This window comes from uncultured Odoribacter sp. (assembly GCF_937966165.1).
In the GTDB taxonomy this organism is placed as follows: domain Bacteria; phylum Bacteroidota; class Bacteroidia; order Bacteroidales; family Marinifilaceae; genus Culturomica.
Map to the genome: position 1 here is coordinate 66,064 of NZ_CALCLB010000014.1, position 20,789 is coordinate 86,852.

Sequence of the window (20,789 nt, forward strand, 5' to 3'; positions counted from 1 at the left end):
TATCCGTTCTTTTTGATAACCTAGTAAAACGAATAAAATGAAATTTTCCCTTATAATCTTTTTCTTTTCCCTTCTTTTTTCCTGCACATTTCACAAACTCAAAAACGACATACCCGTAGCCAAAGTATTCGATTCGGAATTGAGGTATTCGGAGGTAGCAGCTTTTATCCCTTCCGGTACTTCCCCGGAAGACAGTATTTTAATGTCTCAAAATTATATCCGGAATTGGATTACCAAAAAATTATTACTCCATAAGGCCATCGAAAACCTTTCAGAACAGGAGAAAAATATACATAAACAGGTAGAAGACTACCGGACTTCCCTCCTCATCCATAAATACAAACAAAAGCTTATCGCTCAGAAATTGCAAGCAGAAATCCGGGAACAGGATATAGAAAACTATTACGAAACCAATAAGCAGAACTTTATACTGACGACACCGGTCGTAAAAGCCGTATTTTTTATTATACCCAAATCGGCTTCCAATATTAAAGAAGTAAAGAAATGGTATAAATCGGAAGATGCAAAAGATTTGGAGAAATTGGAAGAATACTGCATAACCAACGCCAAAAAATACGATGATTTCGGGCAGAAATGGATTGAATCCAAATACCTCACCAACTTATTCCCGCCTGATTCCGGAGAATTGGAAAAAGAGATTCTTTACTCAAAGTATATTGAAAAAGAAGACGATGAAAATTTCTACTTCCTGAAAATACAGGAAATTTGCAAGGAACAGGAATTTGCTCCGCTTGGTTATGTCCGGGACGAAATCATTCTGATTTTGAAAAATAAAAAGAAATTAGAATTTGAAAACGAACTCGACAAACAAATCAATGAAGAGGCATTACGTAAAAATTATGTCAAAATCTACTAAAATCCATGGAAAAATAAAAATTGAAAATTGAAAATGCGAGAAACATTCTCAGGTTTCAATAAAATGTATTAGTTTAGGGGGCTGATTAAGAAATACACATTTAATACAAATTTATAAAATAAAATAGAATGAGAAGAGGCTTTTTATTACTAGCAATATTATGTTGTAGCAGCTATATTTTCGCACAAAATAATGTGGTAGATAAAATCATTGCCATTGTGGGGGAAGAAATCATTCTGAAATCGGATATTGAGAATGAGTTTCTGCACGAACAAGGACAAGGTCTTATTTCTACAACCAGTGATTACCGGGCTGAAATTTTAGAGAGACAGCTGATTCAAAAATTATTACTGGCTCAGGCGAAGCTCGACAGTATTTCTGTCACGGAAGATGAGGTGGAAAATGAAGTAAACTCCAGGGTACAATACCTGACCACCAACATTGGTTCAAGGGAAAGACTGGAGGCTTATTTCGGAAAAAACATAGAGGAGATCAAAAGTGATATGCGTGCCCCTATCCGGGAAAAACTGATTACAGAAATGATGCAGCAAAAAATTGTTGAAAAAATCAGGAGTACTCCTTCTGAAATAAAAACATTTTATAAAAAATTACCGAAAGACAGCCTGCCCGACATACCGGATAAATATGAAATCCAGCAGATTGTGATTAAGCCTGCCATCAGCGAAGCTGAAAAAGAACGCATACGGGAAAAATTGAGAGGATTCCGGGATCAGATTTTGAGTGGGGAAAAAACGTTTAATACATTAGCTGTACTCTATTCTGAAGATGGCTCTGCTGTGCGGGGAGGAGAATTGGGCTATTCAACGAAAAGCATGTGGGATCCGGCCTTTGCCGAAGCAGCATTCAGTTTAAAGCCCGGAAAAATTTCTAAAATAGTAGAGTCCGAATTCGGTTTTCACATCATACAACTAATTGATAGACAAGGTGAAAGAATAAATGTCCGCCATATTATTCTGCAACCTAAAATATCCGATTCAGAACGGGAAGAAGCCATTCATCGCCTGGACTCAATACGGGAATATATTCTGGATAAGGAAATGACTTTTGAAGATGCCGCCTATTATTTCTCTACGGATAAACAAACCCGGAACAACGGAGGACTTATGTCCGGTAAAAACGGAGATTCCCGAATCGAAAAAGCAGAAATTGAAGGAGATATGGCAAAACAGGTAAACCGCATGAAAGTAGGTGAAATTTCCGAACCTTTTGTTTCAAAATCCGAAGCCCGGGAAGAATATAAGATTATTAAAGTCAAGGCTTTTTATCCACAGCATAAAGCAAACCTGGAAGACGACTGGCAAATCTTTGAAATGCTGTTGAAGAATGAGAAACAGATGGATAAACTGGAAAAATGGATTAAAGAAAAACAAGAGAATACTTATATTCACATTGACGATTCTTATAAAAATTCCAAATTCCGTTACGAAGGCTGGATAAAATAATTTGCAGCAAAAACACAACGGAAGGAAGGAAAGATTTTTAAGACAGTAAATTGTAAGTTATCATCCTTTTTTCCGGAACTAATTATTCCATGTATCGTAAAGGAATAAAGTCAATAGAAAAGGAAGGTTGCCCGGCATTTTTCCTTTTTTTATAAAATAATTTTTTTGTTTTTCCTTTTAGGAAACGGCTTTAAATGAAAAAAAAGTTGAAAATATTTTCCCACATCGGTTCCTGCTTGTCCTACCGGCAATGGATTAAAAACAGTCTTTTTCTCGTTTGCCTGACAGGAATGATTTCTCCGGCGGTTGCACAGCAGAAAACCACCATACGTATTTTACACGCCGATTTCTATAAACCGGAGACCGATAATAACCGGAATAAATTAATCGGAAATGTAAAATTGAAACACGAAGATATGCTGATGTATTGTGATAGTTTGTATCAATATGCGGACAGCAATTATATCGAAGCTTTCGGAAATGTACATGCCGTTCAAAACGATACCCTGAATTTGTGGGGAGATTTTATGACTTACAACGGAAATACCCAACTGGCAAAAGTACGGGACAATGTGATATTAAAAGATCCGGAAGTTACATTGACTACTGATTTCCTGGATTACAACGCCTTTACTAAAATCGGATATTATTTCAATCAGGGAACCATAAAAGATACCGCTACTACCCTTATAAGCGAAGAGGGATATTATTTTACCCAGGACGATCAAATGTTTTTTAAAGACAGTGTAAAAGTATATACCCAAGGATATGAGCTGTATTCGGATACAATGAAATATCATACTGTATCAAAAGTTATATCGATACTGGGGCCGACGACCATATACGGAGATAACAGAACCCTCTATTCGGAAGACGGCTGGTATAATTCTTTAACCGCCCATGCAGAATTATACAAAAACAACAAGATTACTTATAATGAATTTTGGGGAAAAGCGGATACGATGTTTGTGGACAGTATTAGTAATACAGCCATCCTTAAGAATAATCTGCACCTGTACGACACGGTAAACAATATAATTGTTGAGGGAAATTACGGAGAAATTCTGAAAAATAATGATTACGCTTATGTGGTCGACCAGGCTGTCTTGACTTTAGTCGGAAAACCCGATTCCCTTTTTGTGCACGGAGACACTTTATCCATCAGTAAAGACACGGCGGGTAATAATATTCTGAAAGCCTACTATCACACAAAATTTTTCAGTCCTCAGTTACAAGGGGTATGCGATTCTATGGCCTTTCCTGTAGCCGACTCTACCGTTTACCTATCCGGGGCTCCTATTGTCTGGGCCAGCGGTAACCAAATGACAGCTACTGGTATTGATATGCTCATGAGCAATAATGTCATACAGGAATTCCACCTGAACGAAAAAGCAATGATTATCAATCAATTGGATACAATCAAGTACAATCAGATCAAGGGACGTAATATGGTCGGACATATGAAAAACAACGAACTCTATCTGGTAGATGTGGACGGGAATGGAGAAACGCTTTATTATCCCGATGATAAAGGTGTCATTATCGGGATGAACAAGGCCCTGAGTTCTTACATCAAAATATTTATAGAGAATAGAAAAGTCAAGGATATTATTTTTATTAAAAAACCTGAGGGTCAACTCAATCCTCTGTTTCTGGTTGAGCCTCAGGAAATGAAATTAAGGGAATTTCAATGGCATATCGAGAAAAAGCCGTTGCAAAAAGAAGACATATTTTTAAAATAGAAAACCTTCGTAAAGTCAGAACGGCAGTGACATACATTTTTAAAACAGCCTGTTTCTTGCTTTTTAATCTTCTTTGAAATATACGGTATAATTCTCCCAAAAGCTTCTGTTGGTTTCCAGATCTTCATAATACATTCTGCCTTCAAAAGCTTCCGGATTTGTCGCATTCAAACGGGTTGTAACATATTGCATCCGTCCGTTTTTATCCTTCTCCCCTTCTTTATATGCATACTGAATGGTTATTCCGCTGAGGAAATAAAAAGCGTCCAACTTTTTATAATTTGTAATAATGGTCACTTTTACATTTTCCTTTTTTGTTGAATCAATAGACAGCAGATTCCGGCCTAAAACATTAAAGTCTTTAGCTGAGACATACATCACATTTTTTAAGACCGCGAAATCTTTCAGATTAATGTATATCTCACCGCTGTAATTCGTAACAGCGGCATCTCCTGAGGTTGACAGAGAAGGTTTACTAACTTCATAAGCGATTACTTGTACCGAATCCCCTTCGTACAATAGGCGTCCTTTATTTTTCAGCTTATAATCCCGGGCGTTACTGATATCCAATACATTCCGGGTATTCCGTACAATATCTGCCGTAAGGATGTCATCAAAATAATTTAATCCATCGGCAACAGTTTCGGTATCCTGGCTTCTGCGGACTTCTTTAAAACGATAATTCAGATCTTTAAAAGCAGTTTGCACATCACTTCTGTTATACCCCGCACGGTCGTATATCTCCACAATAGCTTCTTTTGTATTGGCCGGCTGATCATTTTCTGAAGCCGTATACTCAAAATAACCTTCATAATTATAAGGTTTAGCTATATAATTCCGGCCAATATTCCCGACAACCTGCCGTATCATTTTTTTATATACTAAAGATTCAGCATATACATCTACTTCTCCGATTCCATAAGTAACGGGTTTCAGCGTAATTCTCATATTCCCCTCTCCTTTTACTTCTCCTACATTCATTTCATAAGAAGTATACCCGACAACGGATACCCGGATTTTATATTTTTCAAACCCTAACGGTAAAACCAATTCGAAATTTCCATCCATATCGGAAGCCGCTCCTGCAACGGTTCCCAGGACCCCAAGATTTGCAAACGGGATCGGTTCTCCGGTAGTTGCATCCACCACCACTCCTTTTATCGTTATCCGATTGTCTTCCTGAGCATAAAGGATTGAAAATATTCCGAAAAGTAATATTATTAGTGAGAGAAGCTTTTTATTCATAGTAATTTTATTATTTTATTTATATATTTGCCCCAAAGTAAATAATTATAATCATTAAAACCAAAGCTATTTTGGGAATAGTAAAAAATTAAGACTGTATGAAACGGAAGGCATTATACATAATTGGACTCTCTATTCTATCCCTCTCACTTACTTCTTGCGTCTCTAAAAAGAAATTCGATGAATTAGCCAGAGCTAAAAATATGGTGGAACGGGAAGCGGCTCAATTGAAGACAGATAAACGTAGCCTAGAAAAGAAATTGCAGGAAAACAAAGATGAGTTCAACAAAATCCGCTATCAACTTACAGAAAATAATGCCGCAAAGGATAAAATCATTGACGATCTATATGGCAAACTCCGTACTGTAGAAAGTAAGCAAAGCGAACTGAAATCTGAATTAGATGATGTAACGGACCAGATGAAATACACTTCCCAGAGTAAAGAACAAAAAATTGTCTCTTTAGAAAATAACCTAAAAAGGATTACGGCCGAACGGGATAACCTGAGAAAAGAAATCTCCGATTTGCAAAATAATCTGGATTGGGAAAACCGTCAATTGAAAAATGATATTGAAACAGCTAAAGCCAATTTACTTACCCGTAATAATGAAAATGCCCAGCTAAAAAAACAATTAGAAGAAGCCAATAAAAAACTGGCATGGATCCGGAAACAAAAAGCTGCCGGAGATGCAGAAATTGAAAAATTAACCAATCAGGTTAATCTTTTGAAAAAAGAATTGAAAATGTAAGGGAATATGCTGTATATTATTCTAGGAATAGCAGGGCTACTGATTACAGTTGCCCTGTTTACTTTTCTTTTCAAACGTAAAAATAATACTCCCGAAGAAATTCATGCTCCGGCAGAAGGATGTTGCGGGGCTCATGCGATTTGTGAAAAGGGACTGAAAAAAGCAAAGCCGGAAATCGAATATTTTGAGGACGAAGAATTAGATGCTTTCCGGGGCATTGATGCCGAACAGTATTCAGATGAACAAATTGACCTTTTCCGGGACATACTTTATACACTTCGGAAAGAAGAAGTATCCGACTGGTTGATAAGTCTGGAAAAAAGAGAAATCAATCTTCCCCTCATTCTCCGTCAGGAAGCTCTGGATCTATTATGACCCCAAACTGAGGTTTCTGAATATTTGCTTTCCCACACGGCATTGCAGGCAGCGATGAGCCTCGCAATAGACTTTTCTCAATTGAATCAAAGCTTGTGTCTGCATAGCAGAATCGAATACAAATCCTTGTTTTTCCCATGCTCTTACAATATAATTATTTTCAGGACCCGTCTCTTCCAGCCAATCCAAGGCTTTTTTTATCCATTTTTCCTCTCCCCGTCCTTTCCCATAGAGAAATAAAAAAGGGATAACGGTATTGATCAGAATTATTTTCCGGCTTCCTTCTCCCAATTTTTTTATTTTGAAGGAAGATTCTTTTCCGAAAACATAATGTGTTTCCCAGTAGACAGAAGCCTGTACATCGAAAAGAAATAACACTTCTTTCAGTGCAGCAGTTTTTAAGATAGCCGCCAATAAATGTCCGAAGCGACATAACAGAGCCGCTAGCAATGCCAGTCGTATGGTCGGAAATCCTTCCGGGCGTATACGCATAAATTTCCACTGGGCAGCCTGCATCGTCCACAATTTATGCTTTTTCTGCAAATACTGAAATTCCTTTTTCAAATTCAGTGTATAAGGTTCGTCAGGAGCAGTCTCCAATAAACCTGAACATCCCAATAACAAAGCTTCTACCAGATGAGGACGGTCGATATAACGCAGTAATATCTTATAAGGCAGATATAAAGCCAATTGATAAAAAGAATCGGAATTTATATTTGCAGACCAATACCTGCACATCAGACGATAAAAACACTCTTGCCAGTCGTTCTTCGTCTGAGAGAGAATTTTCCGGATATCATTCACTTTTCTTTCCAACCGTTCTATTGTCAAACTCTGCAACGTCAGATAAAACCAGGAATCTTCCAATAATTCAAGGCGGCGGTAACAACCGGGTTGCTGAATTGTATCCCGCATATAAATATATTCATTGTATAAATAATCAGCATATTCCAATTCGACACATTCTATTTCTGTTCCCTCCTGAGTATATATCCGGACATCATCCTCCCGGACAACAGAAAGGATAACATTATTGTAAGCTTTATCTTTGTGGTGTTCATGCCTGTACCAATCGCTGCTTTTCAGGTGAACTTCAATATTACCGGCCAAAATAACATGATCCATCCGGAGGCGGGCATTGAAAAAATCAGGACCCGCATCCCGGTTATAAGAACCCGGTTGTAAAATTTCAATCCTTTTGCCCGTATGAGTTATCAATTCCCTATTTTTTAAAAGGGAATTGGCCCATATATACTGGAGAAAATCTTCATTCATTATTAACGGATTTACAACACATACACAATTTACGTTAAAAAAATTCAAAAACAAAGTTTATGAAGAAGAAAATAAAAGCATTTCATTTATTCTTCTTACCATTTCAAGGTTATTTTTCATACCTTTGCACCTAAAGCCGTTTATTTTAAACGGCTATTTCTAAGAAAAACAAAGAAATCTGAATAATAGAAATAGAAAACATTCGAAAAGACAAAACAATAGGTGCTATTAAACTTTTAAAATGGAAAACGTTTGAAAAGTCAAAAGAATGGATGTTATTGAATTTTTAAAATAAAAACCTTACTTCGTTTATGGAAGAGAATAAATTTATTCAAAGTAAAAAAGACAAACGGCTGGTGGTAATTATCGGTTGTCTTGCAGGTGTGCTAGTTATCTTACTTATATTTTTTCTGGTAGAATGGTCCCAAAATAAAAAGCACATTGCGGCTATTCATGAAGAAAAGGAATTGTTGGAGCAGGAACTGACTGATCTCAGTAGCCATTACGACAATCTAAAAACGTCTAATGACACCTTAAATGAAAAATTATTGATTGAACAGGAAAAGATTGCCACCTTAATGGTTGAAATGAAAAAGTTCCGGGATAATTCTTACGCAGAAATCAATAAATACAAACGGGAAATCGGAACACTCAAAACTGTATTGAGAAGTTATGTGGTACAAATTGATTCCCTGAACCGCCTGAATCAGCAATTAGCTCAGGAAAACACGGAAGTAAAACAACAAATGAATTGGGTACGGGAACGCAATACAAAATTGGAAAACGAACAAAAAAACATGAAAAAGGTCATAGCGATAGCCGGTGCTTTGACTGCAGAAAATTTTGTCATTGTTCCTATCAATAAAAAGGGAAAAGAAGTAAACTGGAAAAAATGTTTCCAGTTACGGGCCGATTTTATCATTCCCAAAAATATTACGGCTAAACGGGGAAAACGGACGGTTTACCTGCGTCTCACCCGTCCGGATGACAAAGTGATCGCTTTCAGTGATAAATCCTATTTTAAATACCAGAACGCTACCCTTACCTATTCAGCAAAACGGGAATTTGAATACGAGGGTGAACGTCTGGAAATGTCTATATACTGGCCTAATGACGGAAGTCTGGTAAAGGGCCGGTATACGGCTGATTTATTTTGCGACAATGAAAACATTGGAAGTACGGAGTTTTTCCTTAAATAAGAATTGTCCTTTTTAGAAACCAAACATATACACTCAACTATGACAGACATTGAAATAGCCAACACCATCCAATTAAAACCCATTGGGGAAATTGCAGCAAAACTAGGCATAGACCCTGATATGCTGGAACTTTACGGAAAATATAAAGCCAAGTTACCCCTTTCTTTAATCCATGAAGATCAGTTGAAAGGGAAACACCTGATTTTAGTGTCAGCTATTTCGCCCACTCCTGCCGGAGAAGGGAAAACGACCGTTTCCATCGGTTTGACTGAAGGATTAAACCGTATTGGCAAAAAGACGACTGTCGTACTTCGCGAACCTTCCTTAGGGCCTGTATTCGGCATCAAGGGCGGGGCAACGGGAGGAGGATATTCCCAGGTATTGCCCATGGAAGACATCAATCTTCACTTTACAGGAGATTTCAATGCCGTTGAAAAAGCCCATAATTTACTTGCCGCTTTAATCGACAATAACATACAAAGTAAGTCGACCTCCCTGGGAATAGATCCCCGTACAGTAACCTGGAAGCGCGTTATGGATATGAATGACCGTTCTTTACGCCACGTCATCGTAGGTCTGGGCGGAACGGCATCCGGTATACCCCGGGAGACCGGATTCGATATTACGGCAGCTTCAGAAGTTATGGCCATACTCTGTCTTTCAGAAAATTTTGCTGATTTAAAAGAGCGTTTGGGGAATATCTTTGTCGGATATACTTACAACAAATGTCCGGTATATGCCCGGGATTTAAAAGCCAACGGAGCGATGGCAGCCTTACTCAAAGAGGCAATAAAGCCAAATTTAGTCCAGACAATAGAAGGCAATCCTGCTATAATACACGGAGGTCCGTTCGCGAATATTGCACAAGGTACCAATTCCATCATCGCTACTAAAATGGGATTGTCTTTATCGGATTTCGTGGTTACAGAAGCCGGATTCGGATTTGACCTGGGAGCAGAAAAGTTCTTCGATATCAAATGTGTCAAAGCCGGTTTAAATCCAAGCGCAGTAGTCCTTGTCGCTACAGTAAGAGCCTTGAAATATCATGGCGGAGTAAAGACGGATGCTTTGAAAGAGGAAAATCCGGAAGCCCTGGCAAAAGGCATGGAAAATCTGGAAAAGCATGTGGAAAATATGAAAAAATTCAATATTTGCCCGATTGTAGCTCTCAACCGTTTTGTCACGGATACAGATGCTGAAATATCACTCATTGCAAATAAATGCCAGCAACTGGGTGTACCTATGGAAGTTGCAGATGTCTGGGCCCAGGGAGGCAAAGGCGCTGAAAAATTAGCAGAACTCACTGCTAAAGTAGCGGAACAATGTGTATGCCATTTGCGTCCCCTTTATGACTGGAACTGGAGTATTGAGAAAAAAATAGAAACAATTGCTAAAGAGATATATGGAGCTGCTGCTATTGATTACACCAGCCAAGCCAAAAATGATTTGAAGAAAATCATTTCTCTGGGATTGGATAAAACTCCTGTTTGTATCGCAAAAACTCAAAAATCGCTTTCGGATAATCCGAAATTATTGGGCAGGCCGAAAGATTTTATTGTAACCGTTCGTCAAATTGAAATTGCTTCAGGAGCTGGTTTTATCATACCCATAACGGGCGACATCATGAGAATGCCTGGTTTACCCGATATCCCTTCTGCCGAACACATTGATATCGACGAAGAAGGACATATTTCAGGACTTTTCTAAAATTCTATCCGGTATTTGCCCCAATCCTTTCAGGCCAATACCGGAAAAACTTTCTCCTCCCTTCTACCGGGAAATTTTTCATTGTCCAATGTTGAAATCAGTTTACTATGCGCAGTAATAGTTTGATCTATTTAATTGGTATATTATTCATAGTGTTAACAGACACTATACTCTTTATTCAAATCAGGAAGTTTCTATATAAAAAACGAAATATTCTTTTTTACTGGCTCCACAGTTTATTATTTATACTGGGTCTGACTGTTTATAATTTTGCGGTACCCCGTCTCAAAGGCCCCGAGAGTTATTACTGGATTGGTCTAGCTATCGGTATCCTTTTTCTTTTCTATGCTCCCAAAATTATTTTTATTGTATTGAATATTTTAGCAAATATCGGCGGATTGCTAAACCGGAAAATAAAACGGATAGGACACAAAATCGCAGCCATATGTGCTATACTCCTCTTTCTCGTGCTTTTATACAGCATCACCTGGGGACGTTATAATTTTAAAGTAAATACGAAAGAAGTTTGTTTTACCAACCTGCCGGAAGCCTTTAATCGATTTAAAATTGTACAACTCACAGATCTTCATGTAGGCAGTCTCCCCTCCCATTATGCAGGGATTTCCAAACTCGTAGAACAAGTAAATGCTCTCCGGCCGGACCTCATTCTTTTTACCGGGGATATGGTCAATAATTTTGCTTCAGAATTAGCTCCCTGGACAGGCGAATTGAGTAAGTTAAAAGCAAAATATGGTAAATTCGCAGTTACGGGAAATCACGATTACGGAAATTATACCCGCTGGAATTCTCCGGAAGAACAAAAACAAAATATGACAAACTTTTACCGGAATATGAAAGCAGCCGGATTTACAATGCTCAATAATGACCACCAGGAGATACCTCTGAAAGGAGATACCATTTATGTTGCAGGAGTTGAAAACTGGGGAAACCCGCCTTTCCCGAGATATGGCAAACTCAAAAAAGCAATTGCTGGAATACAGGATCATTTTATCATCCTCCTTTCCCACGATCCTTCCCATTGGCGGGCAGAGGTGTTGAACGAAAATATCCCCCTCACTCTTTCCGGGCATACTCACGCCATGCAAATGGGCATAAAAATCGGAAAATATAAATGGAGTCCTGCCCAATATATGTATCCGGAATACGACGGACTTTACCAAAACCAAAATCAGTATTTAAATGTTTCCCGAGGTCAGGGATACTTGGGATTTCCGGGACGAATCGGATTAAGACCGGAAATTAATGTTCTCATTTTAACAAATAATTGCAAATAAATAAATAATTTATTAACTTTTTTATAAATTGCTTGCTTAACTAAACTACTCTAAATCTAAACTAAACTAATTTCAAATTGACTGATTTACAATGAAGAAGTATACTTACAGGAGTTTTTCACAAAAACTGATTCTGTATCTCTTAATGGCTTTGTTCTGCATATTTTCGATTGTATCTGTATGCCTATACGTTTCTGCCAAAAATTTTACGCATACCTATATTTCCTATGAGATGAATGGTCTGACTTCCAATATTGGCAGAATCTTAAAACGTAAGGTAAGTGAAATTGAACAAATTTCCCAACATATATTGGGAACAGAAGAAATGAATGATTCTACAAATTTCGATTATATACTTTCAAAAATACAAAACGCCTATCCTTTTCTCTCAGAAATTTCCCTTCGGTATAATAATCATATTTATGGTAAACCTTCGGTAAATACGCCTGACGGCAATTCCAAAACCAATGGCAGTTTATTTTCAGATACCAACCGGATTATCCGGAGAAATCGTCAAAAAGGCTATTGGTATCTGAAATCTCAAAACGCTGAAAAGAGTATACTCTGCTATTGCACACCCGTTAATTCTTCTCCGAAACAAAATAAATCCGGAAACCTGGAACTCCATTTTTATTTAAAGTATTTCACGACTTTCATTCACGATATCAAACCTTCACAATCAGGTTATGTTTTTATTACGGATAAAGAAGGCAATTTCCTCTCTCATCCGAAATCAGAAATTATTCGTTACGGAAATTTATTTACTTATCTGAAAAATAAGCATATACAATGCTGTGATAAAATAAAAAATTACCGGACGACAGAAAGAGGCGAAGCAAATCTTATAAAAAACAACACCCGTTATCATTTGTATTACAATACCGATCCTGTTTTTCAGTGGAAAATAAACACCCTTTGTCCTGATAAAGAAATATTCTCTGTTTTCGATAAATTTTGTTTTTTATTTGTTTTAATACTGGGTACAGGTTTTTTCATCTTCCTCTATATTATCATCCGGATTGTACATCATTCTTTATTTCCCTTAGGTGAATTTACCAAAAACGTAAGAAGCAGCTGTCAGGGGGAAGGGAATATGCAATTTCCTGCTGATCCGCACAATGAAGAATTACGGGAATTATACGAGTCTTATGCTTATATGCAAAACAATATCACCTCCTATATCAAAGAATTAAAGAAAACGACAGCAGAAAATGAAAAGATCACAACAGAAATAAAATTAGCCAGAAAAATACAACAGCGATTTTTGCCGAAACCTATTGCTTTACCCCGTAACATAGAGTTATACGGAGAATTGAAACAATCCAAAAGTGTAGGAGGAGATTTATATGAATATTTTTTAATCGGTCATAAACTTTATTTTGCCATTGGAGATGTTTCAGGGAAAGGTGTTCCGGCAGCCCTTTACATGGCTTCTATCATCAAGCTTTTCCGTTATGTAGCCAGTCGACAGGACTCTACTGCCGAAATTTGCAATACCATCAATGCCCATATGTGTGACAACAATGAAGACGATATGTATGTAACCATGGTTATCGGCATAATGGATATAAATACAGGAATTATTACTTTTACCAATGCAGGACATCCCCGTCCTTTAATTATTCATCAGAACGGCCAAGTTCATACCTTGAATAAGTATACAGATGTACCTATTGGAATTTTGGAAGATTATAAGTTTTCAGAATTCACTTATACTCTCCGGAAAGGATGTCAGATTCTCTTATTCACCGATGGTATTACAGATGCCGAAAATATAAACGGAAACTTTTTCGGAGAAGCCAGACTGATGGAATACATCCAGCAAGCGACAAACCGTTCTCCGCAGACCCTTGTTTCTTCCATTTTATCAGGCATACATCATCATATAAAAGATGCAGGCCAGTCAGACGATTTTACTATCCTTTCTATTTTATACAAAGGAATTCCAAATTAATTGACATCTTCATCTAATACTTGTAAATAAGCTTTTAACCGTTCATTATTTAAAGTTAAACTATCGCCTCTCAGGTATTTATTACTTTTTAAATCGTAAATGGAAATACCTTCCTGTGAAATAATACCCATAGCATTGGAATAAGAATAAAAGGCAAAAGGAATTATATCCTCAGCAAGCAAATTTTTACTGTATCGGTATTGAGAATGATCAATTCCCAACTGGGCTAATAAGGTTGCTGCAATATCCGATTGGGACCCGATGGTCGAAATAACAGTATCCTGCACATTTAGCACTCCTCCGGCAAGCAGAAAAGGGATATGGAAAGCTCTTGGTTCAAAAGGCTGTAAATCCCCGATTTTTATCGTACCATGATCTGCTACCAAAATAAATAAAGTATTATCCCATATTCCGGATGCTTTACATTTACGGATGAAGTCGCCGATACAAGCATCACTGTAATAAATAGCATTTAGAAAACGTTTCTCTTCCGAATTTCCCGCGATACGGGTTTCCATGGGAACTTCAAAAGGTTCATGGCTGCTCATATTGAAAGCCATATACATAAAAGGTTGCGGAGCCTTACTTACATCCTGGAAAAGGCGTTCGAACATAAACTCATCGTGTATACCCCATTTAAACCGTTCTTCCTGAGCTTTTCCTGAAAAATCATCCTCTGTGACCATTTCCTGAAAACTCATCGTAACATACGAGCGGAAGCCTCCGAAATTGATATCGCCCGCATAGTAAAAACGCGTATGATAACCGTTGGCTTCCAGGTCTTCTGAAAAACGGGGACGTGTAGCCGTTTTATTGGGGTATTTCAATAAAGAAAAATTCGGATGGGAAGGATAAGCACTGATCACTCCGGCCATTCCCCGGTCAGAACGGTTCCCCACAGCATAAATATTGGAAAAAAGTATACCTTCCCTGGCCAGTTGATTTAAATGAGGAGTCACGCCTGCTTCCCCTCCTAAAACCTCTATCGCATTCGCCGTAAAACTCTCCAATAAAAGAATAACAATATTGGGGCGGTCAGTATTTAAAATTTGCTTGTAAGTTCCTCCCTGACGCATTAATGTATCCACAATCGCATGAGCTTTTTCTGCAGGCATATATTCAAATTTCTTTTGGGCCTTATTCATGTGAAGTACTTCGTAAATAAAGTTCCAAACGGGATTGATTGCTGCCTGATTAGCGAACATACTGGTTTTATGGAAAAAGACAAAACTCGTATTCATAGGAGCAACATTAAAGCCTCCCCTTACAGGAATAATCATTAATGCGCTTAAAATCAAAAAGACAGGAACCTGCCACCAGGAACCGGATTTATAGTGGTAAGGCCGGGAAATAAAATGCCGGTATAAATAATAACTTCCAGCAATTAGTACAATCAAAAACAGGACTAACCCGACAATCAGGCCATTGGATAAAGAAGCCAGGGCTTCTTTCGGAGTCTTTATATACAACAAGGGAGTAGAATCAATATGGTATCCCCAATTTTTAAAGAGTTCCAAATCTACAACAACTACTGTCCAGAACAATAGCAGTAATACAATTGTCAACAGAGCAAAACATCCTTTTATGATCTGTTCCCGTACAAACGGAGTAAATGCCGTCAGCAGACAGGCCAGCATCATAATGTATCCTCCCAATGAAAAATCCAGTTGCAGTCCTTTGTAAAACAGCTGAAAATAATCCCCTGTCTGCAGCCCGTCTCCTTTTTCATAAAGTAAAAAAATCACTTTTGCTACTACAGACAGCAATATCCAGAATAAATAATATTTTACTAAAAATCCTATTTTTGCACGCATAGACCGGTAATTTTAAACTCTTTATATCAGAAATTCTTTTTAAAACGGAGCTTTTCCGGAATCCGTTCCTGCCTCAAATGACTTTCCTCCTTCTTCAAAACCGGTATCCAGCGCCGGTACAGGATCGTCATTTAATTTGGAACTATAGGTACGGGTCACTAATTCCCCGGTTGTCGTATCCGAATGAAAAGGAGTAACCATTTCCAAATCGCAGAACTGAGTTAATTCACTCCTGAAACGTAATTGTATTTCCCCTACGGCTCCATTACGGTGTTTAGCAATAATGATATCAGCAATCCCTTTTAAACTATTTCCCTGAGCATCTGTCATGATACCATATTTCTCAGGACGGTGTATAAATAATACCATATCAGCATCCTGTTCTATCGCCCCGGATTCACGTAAGTCGGACAACATCGGTTTTTTGGCATCTCCCGTTCTCAACTCTACTCCCCGGTTCAGCTGTGACAGAGCAATAACCGGTACATTCAATTCTTTTGCAATAATCTTCAATTGCCGGGAAATCATACTGACTTCCTGTTCCCGGTTTCCCCTCATATCCGCTCCTGCCGTCATGAGTTGAAGATAATCGATAATGATTACTTTGACATCATATTTTTGTTTTAATCTCCTGCATTTCGCCCGTAATTCAAAAATAGACAAAGCCGGAGTATCGTCTACATAAATAGGTGCAGTTATTAAAGTCTTTATTTTACTGTGCAGGTGTTTCCATTCTTCTTCTGTCAAACGTCCGTTTTTTATCTTTTCAGATCCCAATTCTGTCTCACTGGCAATCAGACGATTGACCAATTGCAGGGAAGACATTTCCAAAGAAAAAACAGCTATGGGTTGTTTATATAAAACCGCCATATTGCGGGCCATGGAAAGCACAAATGCAGTCTTTCCCATGGCAGGACGGGCAGCAATGATGACCAGATCAGAATTCTGCCAGCCGGAAGTCACTTCATCCAAAGCCGTAAATCCGGAAGGAATACCGCTAATTCCATCCGGACGTTTTGCTGCAGCTTCTATACCCCGGATAGCATCTTCAATCAGCGGAGCAATTTCCGTAGTATCTTTCCGAATATTCCCGTCTGCAATATCAAACACAGCCTTCTGCGCTTTATCTACCAAATCTGCTACATCCGTTGCCTCATCATAAGCCATATCCTGCAATTCTGTACACACCCCAATCAGTTTCCGCTGTATGTATTTTTGGACAATAATCCGGGCATGAAACTCAATATGGGCAGCAGAAGCGACCCGGGAAGTCAGTTGCGAAAGATAATAATACCCTCCAACCTGTTCCAACTCTCCGCTACTTTTCAATTCCACGCTCACCGTGAGTATATCCACAGGCTCATCTTTGATAAACAATTGATGAATGGCTTTAAATATCCGCTGGTGTGCATCCTTGTAAAAACATTCCGGTTTCAGTAAATCCCCGACTATGGCAAAAGCATCTTTTTCCAACATCAAAGCCCCTAATACGGCCTCTTCCAAATCCACTGCCTGAGGCGGCATCTTACCGTACTCAGAAGATAAATCCCGATAATTATTTTTTATATTCTCTGTTTTCTTTGCCATAATTCCATTCAAATTCCTTTATTGAACACCACAAAGGTATAACAATAGACCAAAACAGAAGAAAAATACCCTCCCGTTTTATCAGAAAGAAATCAACAACACTGTTGATAAGTAAAGATACAATTTCAGATTTTGATTACCCCTAATTCTTTTAACTTCCAGAAACATTTGACTGTAGCTTCCACATCTGCCAATGCATTATGGGCATCCTTAAAATTAGTACCGAATAAAATCCGGTACAGTTCTGAAAGTTTCGGGGATTTAAACCCTTTTTTCCCCGGTAGTTTGCAATACTCCACCGAGCATTTCATGGTACAGTATTTGGGTTTTAAAAACAAAGAAGTCATCATGCGTAAACGTTCAAATTCAGCTCCTACAATACATTCATCAAAGCTAATGTTATGCCCAACCAATAGCTGAGCATTATCGATTTGTTCTGAAAAATCCTCTAACACCTCCTTCAAATTTTCCCCTTTCTCCTGTGCCAATTGGGTCGTAATTCCATGTATCCGTGCCACTTCTGCCGGAATCGTATACCCTTCCGGCCGGATAATCGCATTCCGTTCCGATTCAATACGTCCTTCAGCATTACATACCACCCATGCCAATTGTACCAGCCGGGGCCAATTAGCAGTATCTGTTACCGGAGCATTCCAACGCAAAGGCAAACCAGTCGTCTCCGTATCAAAAAACAAGTAAGACATAATTTTTTTTAAATCAATTATTGAAAATTGAAGCCCACATTTTATCGATTGTAAATATAATATTTATTTTTTAAAGCTGTAATAACTTTTACAATACAGCTCAGAAAAGGTATTTAAAAGAAATACCCACCGGTTCAGGCGTTTCAATCCAGACCTAAAAAGGGAAACTTATGCCGGAAGCAGCAAAGCCCGACTCAAGTTCACTCCCGCCTGACGTTCTAACCATACAAAAAAGGGGATTGAGCAGGGAACAGTGGAACGTTTTACTTATTTGTCGTTTTTATCTGTATCGAAACTCTTATTGTACTGGTGCATAGCTCTGTAACTCATCCCCATACTGGAAAATCCGCCGTCATGATACAAATTCTGCATTGTAATTTTACGTGTCAAATCCGAAAACAGACAGATACAATAATTTGCACACTCTTCTGCCGTAGCATTCCCCAAAGGAGACATACGATCAGCAAAATCGACTAGGGAATCAAAACCTTTGATGCCGCTTCCGGCCGTAGTCAACGTCGGAGACTGGGAAATTGTATTGATCCGGATTTTTTTCTCCCTTCCGTAAATGTAGCCGAAACTGCGTGCGATGGATTCCAGCATTGCTTTTGCATCAGCCATATCATTGTATTCATACATAGTACGCTGAGCCGCTACATAGGATAAAGCCACCACCGACCCCCATTCGTTAATGGCATCCAACTTTTTTGCGCATTGTAATACTTTATGGAAAGATACCGCTGAAATATCCAGGGTTTTCTGCAAATAATCGTAATCCAAATCGTCATACGACCGTTTTTTCCGGACATTCAGAGACATCGCTACAGAATGCAAAATGAAATCTATTTTCCCTCCAAAATGATGCATTGCTTCTTCCAGCAGACGATTTAGATCCTCTATGTTTGTAGCATCTGCAGGAATAAGAGGAACCTGATTCGTCCTTGCAAATTCTTCTACTTTTCCCATCCGGATAGATAAAGGAGTATTCGTCAACACAATCCGGGCTCCTTCTTCCAAACATTTCTCAGCCACTTGCCAGGCAATGGACATCTCATTTAATGCCCCGAATATGATCCCTTTTTTTCCTTTCAGTAAATTATATGCCATATTATTCATTATTTATTTTCAAACTTCAACAGATTTCTTGCCGTTTCGAGGGCTGCAGAAGTAATCTCGCTCCCACTGATCATTCCGGCAATTTCATTCACCCTTTCTGTACGGGATAATTTTCGGATCCTGGAAACCGTATTGGTTTGACGATCTTCTTTATATACTTTAAAATGTTCTTTCCCTGCCGATGCGATCTGAGGCAAATGAGAAATACAGATGACCTGCATTCCCTGGGCCATTTCTTGCATCATCTGTGCCATCCGGTGCGCCACTTCTCCCGATAATCCCGTATCTATTTCATCGAAAACAATTACAGGCAGCCGACGGGTTTTTGATAATACGTATTTCAGGGAAAGCATGACCCGGGATATTTCACCTCCGGAAGCAACCTTGGCAATTTCACCCGGTTGTTGATTTTTATTGGCAGCAAAAAGGAAAGTAACCTCATCCTTTCCATTCCCCAGAAATTCCTCTGTTTCCTGAATGTCAATTTCAAAATGGGCATGCTTTATCCCCAAATCCTGTAACAAATTCTCCATTTCCTGACACAATGGAATCCGGGCATCAATCCGCGTCTGATGTAATTGTTCAGCCAATTTCTGCATCCGGTTCTCCATTCCTGCGATCTCTTTTTCAAGCTTTTCAATATTACCGGTATATTCCTGTATCCCTGATAATTGCCCGAAAATCTGTTCTTTTATTTCCAGCAACTCCTCAACTGTTTCCACTTTATATTTAAATAAAAGATCATATATTACGTTTAAGCGGGCATTAACAAGCTCTATACGGGCCGGACTAAATTCCGTATTTTCTGCCCGTTTCTCTGCTTCATCCGCTAAATCACCCAATTCCAAAATAACGGAATTCAAACGTTCCTCATATTCCGAAGCCTCTTTCACCACAGGGCGTAAAGAAGCGAAAACATGCTTACAATTTTTTAAAACCGGAATAACAGCATTATTTTCCGTATCTCTCAATTGATACGTTAATTGACTGAATCCGGTTTTAATTGTTTCAGCATTTGTCAACAGAGCCAACTCTTCCTCCAGTTCTACCTTTTCCCCTTTTTTCAGTTTAGCACTTTCCAACTGACTTAAACGATATTTCAAATACTCTTCTTCCTTTACCGCTTCCGATGCTTTGGCCTTCAGCTCTTTTAATTCCAGAAGGCTAAGGCGACGCTCCTCATAACATTTCCGGTATTCCGCCACTTTTGAAACATTTCCGCAAAAAGCATCTAAAATATCGATTTGGTAAGCCGGGCGTCCCAAAAGCAAAGATTGATGCTGCGAATGAATATCCACCATATACTCCCCGAATTCTTTCAAGATTTTGTTATTCACAGGTGTATCGTTGATAAATCCCCTGGACCTTCCTTCGGCAGTTATTTCCCTTCTAACCACAACATGATCTGAATAATCCAATTCATTCTCCTTAAACCAACCGGATAAAGAATACCCTTTCACATTGTATATAATCTCAACGATACATTTTTTCTCCTTATTCATCAATACAGAAATATCCGCCCGTTGTCCCAGGGTCAGTCCGATAGCTCCTAATAAAATAGACTTACCAGCTCCTGTTTCCCCTGTAATTACAGATAAACCGGCTTGCATCTCCATCTCAGTTTGTTCGATCAATGCATAATTATATATACCGATACTCTCTATCATATTTTTTAATCAAATTCCTA

The 20,789-nt window shown here is 38.5% G+C and carries 16 protein-coding genes; 9 read left to right on the forward strand and 7 right to left on the reverse strand.

The features are described 5' to 3' along the window. Positions 1–37 precede the first annotated feature (37 nt). The 3 genes from Q0465_RS06580 to Q0465_RS06590 all read left to right on the forward strand — a co-directional run bounded on the left by Q0465_RS06580 (position 38) and on the right by Q0465_RS06590 (position 4,082). On the forward strand, positions 38–877 hold the full coding sequence (locus Q0465_RS06580; RefSeq protein WP_298614287.1) for a peptidyl-prolyl cis-trans isomerase: 840 nt from the start codon (positions 38–40) through the stop codon (positions 875–877). 128 nt (positions 878–1,005) lie between these two features. Further along, positions 1,006–2,340 carry a peptidylprolyl isomerase gene (locus Q0465_RS06585; protein ID WP_298614289.1) on the forward strand — a complete coding sequence of 445 codons (1,335 nt, stop codon included), beginning with the start codon at positions 1,006–1,008 and terminating at the stop codon, positions 2,338–2,340. Positions 2,341–2,534: 194 nt separating this feature from the next. Beyond that, positions 2,535–4,082, forward strand: coding sequence for an OstA-like protein (locus Q0465_RS06590; protein WP_298614291.1), 1,548 nt, complete (start codon positions 2,535–2,537; stop codon positions 4,080–4,082). 63 nt (positions 4,083–4,145) lie between these two features. Here Q0465_RS06590 and Q0465_RS06595 read toward each other — a convergent pair whose 3' ends face one another. After that, the gene (locus Q0465_RS06595) at positions 4,146–5,327 is read right to left on the reverse strand and encodes a carboxypeptidase-like regulatory domain-containing protein (RefSeq protein WP_298614292.1); all 1,182 of its coding nucleotides are present in this window, start codon (positions 5,325–5,327) and stop codon (positions 4,146–4,148) included. A 98-nt stretch (positions 5,328–5,425) separates the two neighbouring features. Between Q0465_RS06595 and Q0465_RS06600 the strand changes: the two genes are divergently transcribed. Together Q0465_RS06600 and Q0465_RS06605 are read left to right on the forward strand one after the other, a co-directional pair. Next, positions 5,426–6,076, forward strand: coding sequence for a hypothetical protein (locus tag Q0465_RS06600; protein WP_298614294.1), 651 nt, complete (start codon positions 5,426–5,428; stop codon positions 6,074–6,076). A 6-nt stretch (positions 6,077–6,082) separates the two neighbouring features. Next, on the forward strand, positions 6,083–6,451 hold the full coding sequence (locus Q0465_RS06605; protein WP_298614296.1) for a hypothetical protein: 369 nt from the start codon (positions 6,083–6,085) through the stop codon (positions 6,449–6,451). Here Q0465_RS06605 and Q0465_RS06610 read toward each other — a convergent pair. After that, a complete protein-coding gene (locus Q0465_RS06610) occupies positions 6,446–7,726 on the reverse strand; it encodes a DUF2851 family protein (protein ID WP_298614298.1) in 1,281 nt (426 codons plus the stop codon). The two genes, Q0465_RS06605 and Q0465_RS06610, sit on opposite strands and share 6 nt — an antisense overlap. Positions 7,727–8,037: 311 nt before the next feature. Here Q0465_RS06610 and Q0465_RS06615 point away from each other — a divergent pair, with 311 nt between their 5' ends. From Q0465_RS06615 to Q0465_RS06630, 4 genes are all read left to right on the forward strand, one after another. Continuing rightward, positions 8,038–8,925 (forward strand): hypothetical protein, encoded by an 888-nt coding sequence (locus Q0465_RS06615; RefSeq protein ID WP_298614300.1) that lies wholly within the window; start codon positions 8,038–8,040, stop codon positions 8,923–8,925. A 39-nt stretch (positions 8,926–8,964) separates the two neighbouring features. After that, entirely contained in the window at positions 8,965–10,632 is a 1,668-nt protein-coding gene (locus Q0465_RS06620) for a formate--tetrahydrofolate ligase (protein ID WP_298614302.1), read from the forward strand. A 107-nt stretch (positions 10,633–10,739) separates the two neighbouring features. Continuing rightward, positions 10,740–11,927, forward strand: coding sequence for a metallophosphoesterase (locus Q0465_RS06625; RefSeq protein WP_298614304.1), 1,188 nt, complete (start codon positions 10,740–10,742; stop codon positions 11,925–11,927). 91 nt (positions 11,928–12,018) lie between these two features. Beyond that, positions 12,019–13,881 (forward strand): SpoIIE family protein phosphatase, encoded by a 1,863-nt coding sequence (locus Q0465_RS06630; protein WP_298614306.1) that lies wholly within the window; start codon positions 12,019–12,021, stop codon positions 13,879–13,881. Here the strand turns inward: Q0465_RS06630 and Q0465_RS06635 are convergent. The 5 genes from Q0465_RS06635 to recN form a co-directional block, all read right to left on the reverse strand. Further along, positions 13,878–15,695, reverse strand: a complete 1,818-nt coding sequence (locus tag Q0465_RS06635) for an LTA synthase family protein (protein ID WP_298614308.1) — start codon at positions 15,693–15,695, stop codon at positions 13,878–13,880. The genes Q0465_RS06630 and Q0465_RS06635 overlap by 4 nt on opposite strands. Before the next feature lie 39 nt (positions 15,696–15,734). Further along, complete coding sequence (gene dnaB, locus Q0465_RS06640; RefSeq protein ID WP_298614310.1) at positions 15,735–17,282, reverse strand: replicative DNA helicase; 1,548 nt, start codon at positions 17,280–17,282, stop codon at positions 15,735–15,737. Between the two features lie 125 nt (positions 17,283–17,407). Continuing rightward, entirely contained in the window at positions 17,408–17,986 is a 579-nt protein-coding gene (locus Q0465_RS06645; protein WP_298614312.1) for a 3'-5' exonuclease, read from the reverse strand. Positions 17,987–18,253: 267 nt separating this feature from the next. Then, positions 18,254–19,093, reverse strand: coding sequence for an SDR family oxidoreductase (locus Q0465_RS06650; RefSeq protein WP_298614314.1), 840 nt, complete (start codon positions 19,091–19,093; stop codon positions 18,254–18,256). An 8-nt stretch (positions 19,094–19,101) separates the two neighbouring features. Then, entirely contained in the window at positions 19,102–20,769 is a 1,668-nt protein-coding gene (gene recN / locus Q0465_RS06655; protein ID WP_298614316.1) for a DNA repair protein RecN, read from the reverse strand. Between the last annotated feature and the right edge of the window lie 20 nt (positions 20,770–20,789).

What these genes read in the sequence shown, in the direction of transcription:
- Q0465_RS06595 (WP_298614292.1), bottom strand. Translation starts at nt 5,327, where the DNA reads ATGAATAAAAAGCTTCTCTCACTAATAATATTACTTTTCGGAATATTT.
- Q0465_RS06605 (WP_298614296.1), top strand. Translation starts at nt 6,083, where the DNA reads ATGCTGTATATTATTCTAGGAATAGCAGGGCTACTGATTACAGTTGCC.
- Q0465_RS06610 (WP_298614298.1), bottom strand. Translation starts at nt 7,726, where the DNA reads ATGAATGAAGATTTTCTCCAGTATATATGGGCCAATTCCCTTTTAAAA.
- dnaB (WP_298614310.1), bottom strand. Translation starts at nt 17,282, where the DNA reads ATGGCAAAGAAAACAGAGAATATAAAAAATAATTATCGGGATTTATCT.
- Q0465_RS06650 (WP_298614314.1), bottom strand. Translation starts at nt 19,093, where the DNA reads ATGGCATATAATTTACTGAAAGGAAAAAAAGGGATCATATTCGGGGCA.
- Q0465_RS06620 (WP_298614302.1), top strand. Translation starts at nt 8,965, where the DNA reads ATGACAGACATTGAAATAGCCAACACCATCCAATTAAAACCCATTGGG.
- recN (WP_298614316.1), bottom strand. Translation starts at nt 20,769, where the DNA reads ATGATAGAGAGTATCGGTATATATAATTATGCATTGATCGAACAAACT.
- Q0465_RS06590 (WP_298614291.1), top strand. Translation starts at nt 2,535, where the DNA reads ATGAAAAAAAAGTTGAAAATATTTTCCCACATCGGTTCCTGCTTGTCC.
- Q0465_RS06600 (WP_298614294.1), top strand. Translation starts at nt 5,426, where the DNA reads ATGAAACGGAAGGCATTATACATAATTGGACTCTCTATTCTATCCCTC.
- Q0465_RS06585 (WP_298614289.1), top strand. Translation starts at nt 1,006, where the DNA reads ATGAGAAGAGGCTTTTTATTACTAGCAATATTATGTTGTAGCAGCTAT.
- Q0465_RS06580 (WP_298614287.1), top strand. Translation starts at nt 38, where the DNA reads ATGAAATTTTCCCTTATAATCTTTTTCTTTTCCCTTCTTTTTTCCTGC.
- Q0465_RS06625 (WP_298614304.1), top strand. Translation starts at nt 10,740, where the DNA reads ATGCGCAGTAATAGTTTGATCTATTTAATTGGTATATTATTCATAGTG.
- Q0465_RS06645 (WP_298614312.1), bottom strand. Translation starts at nt 17,986, where the DNA reads ATGTCTTACTTGTTTTTTGATACGGAGACGACTGGTTTGCCTTTGCGT.
- Q0465_RS06615 (WP_298614300.1), top strand. Translation starts at nt 8,038, where the DNA reads ATGGAAGAGAATAAATTTATTCAAAGTAAAAAAGACAAACGGCTGGTG.
- Q0465_RS06630 (WP_298614306.1), top strand. Translation starts at nt 12,019, where the DNA reads ATGAAGAAGTATACTTACAGGAGTTTTTCACAAAAACTGATTCTGTAT.
- Q0465_RS06635 (WP_298614308.1), bottom strand. Translation starts at nt 15,695, where the DNA reads ATGCGTGCAAAAATAGGATTTTTAGTAAAATATTATTTATTCTGGATA.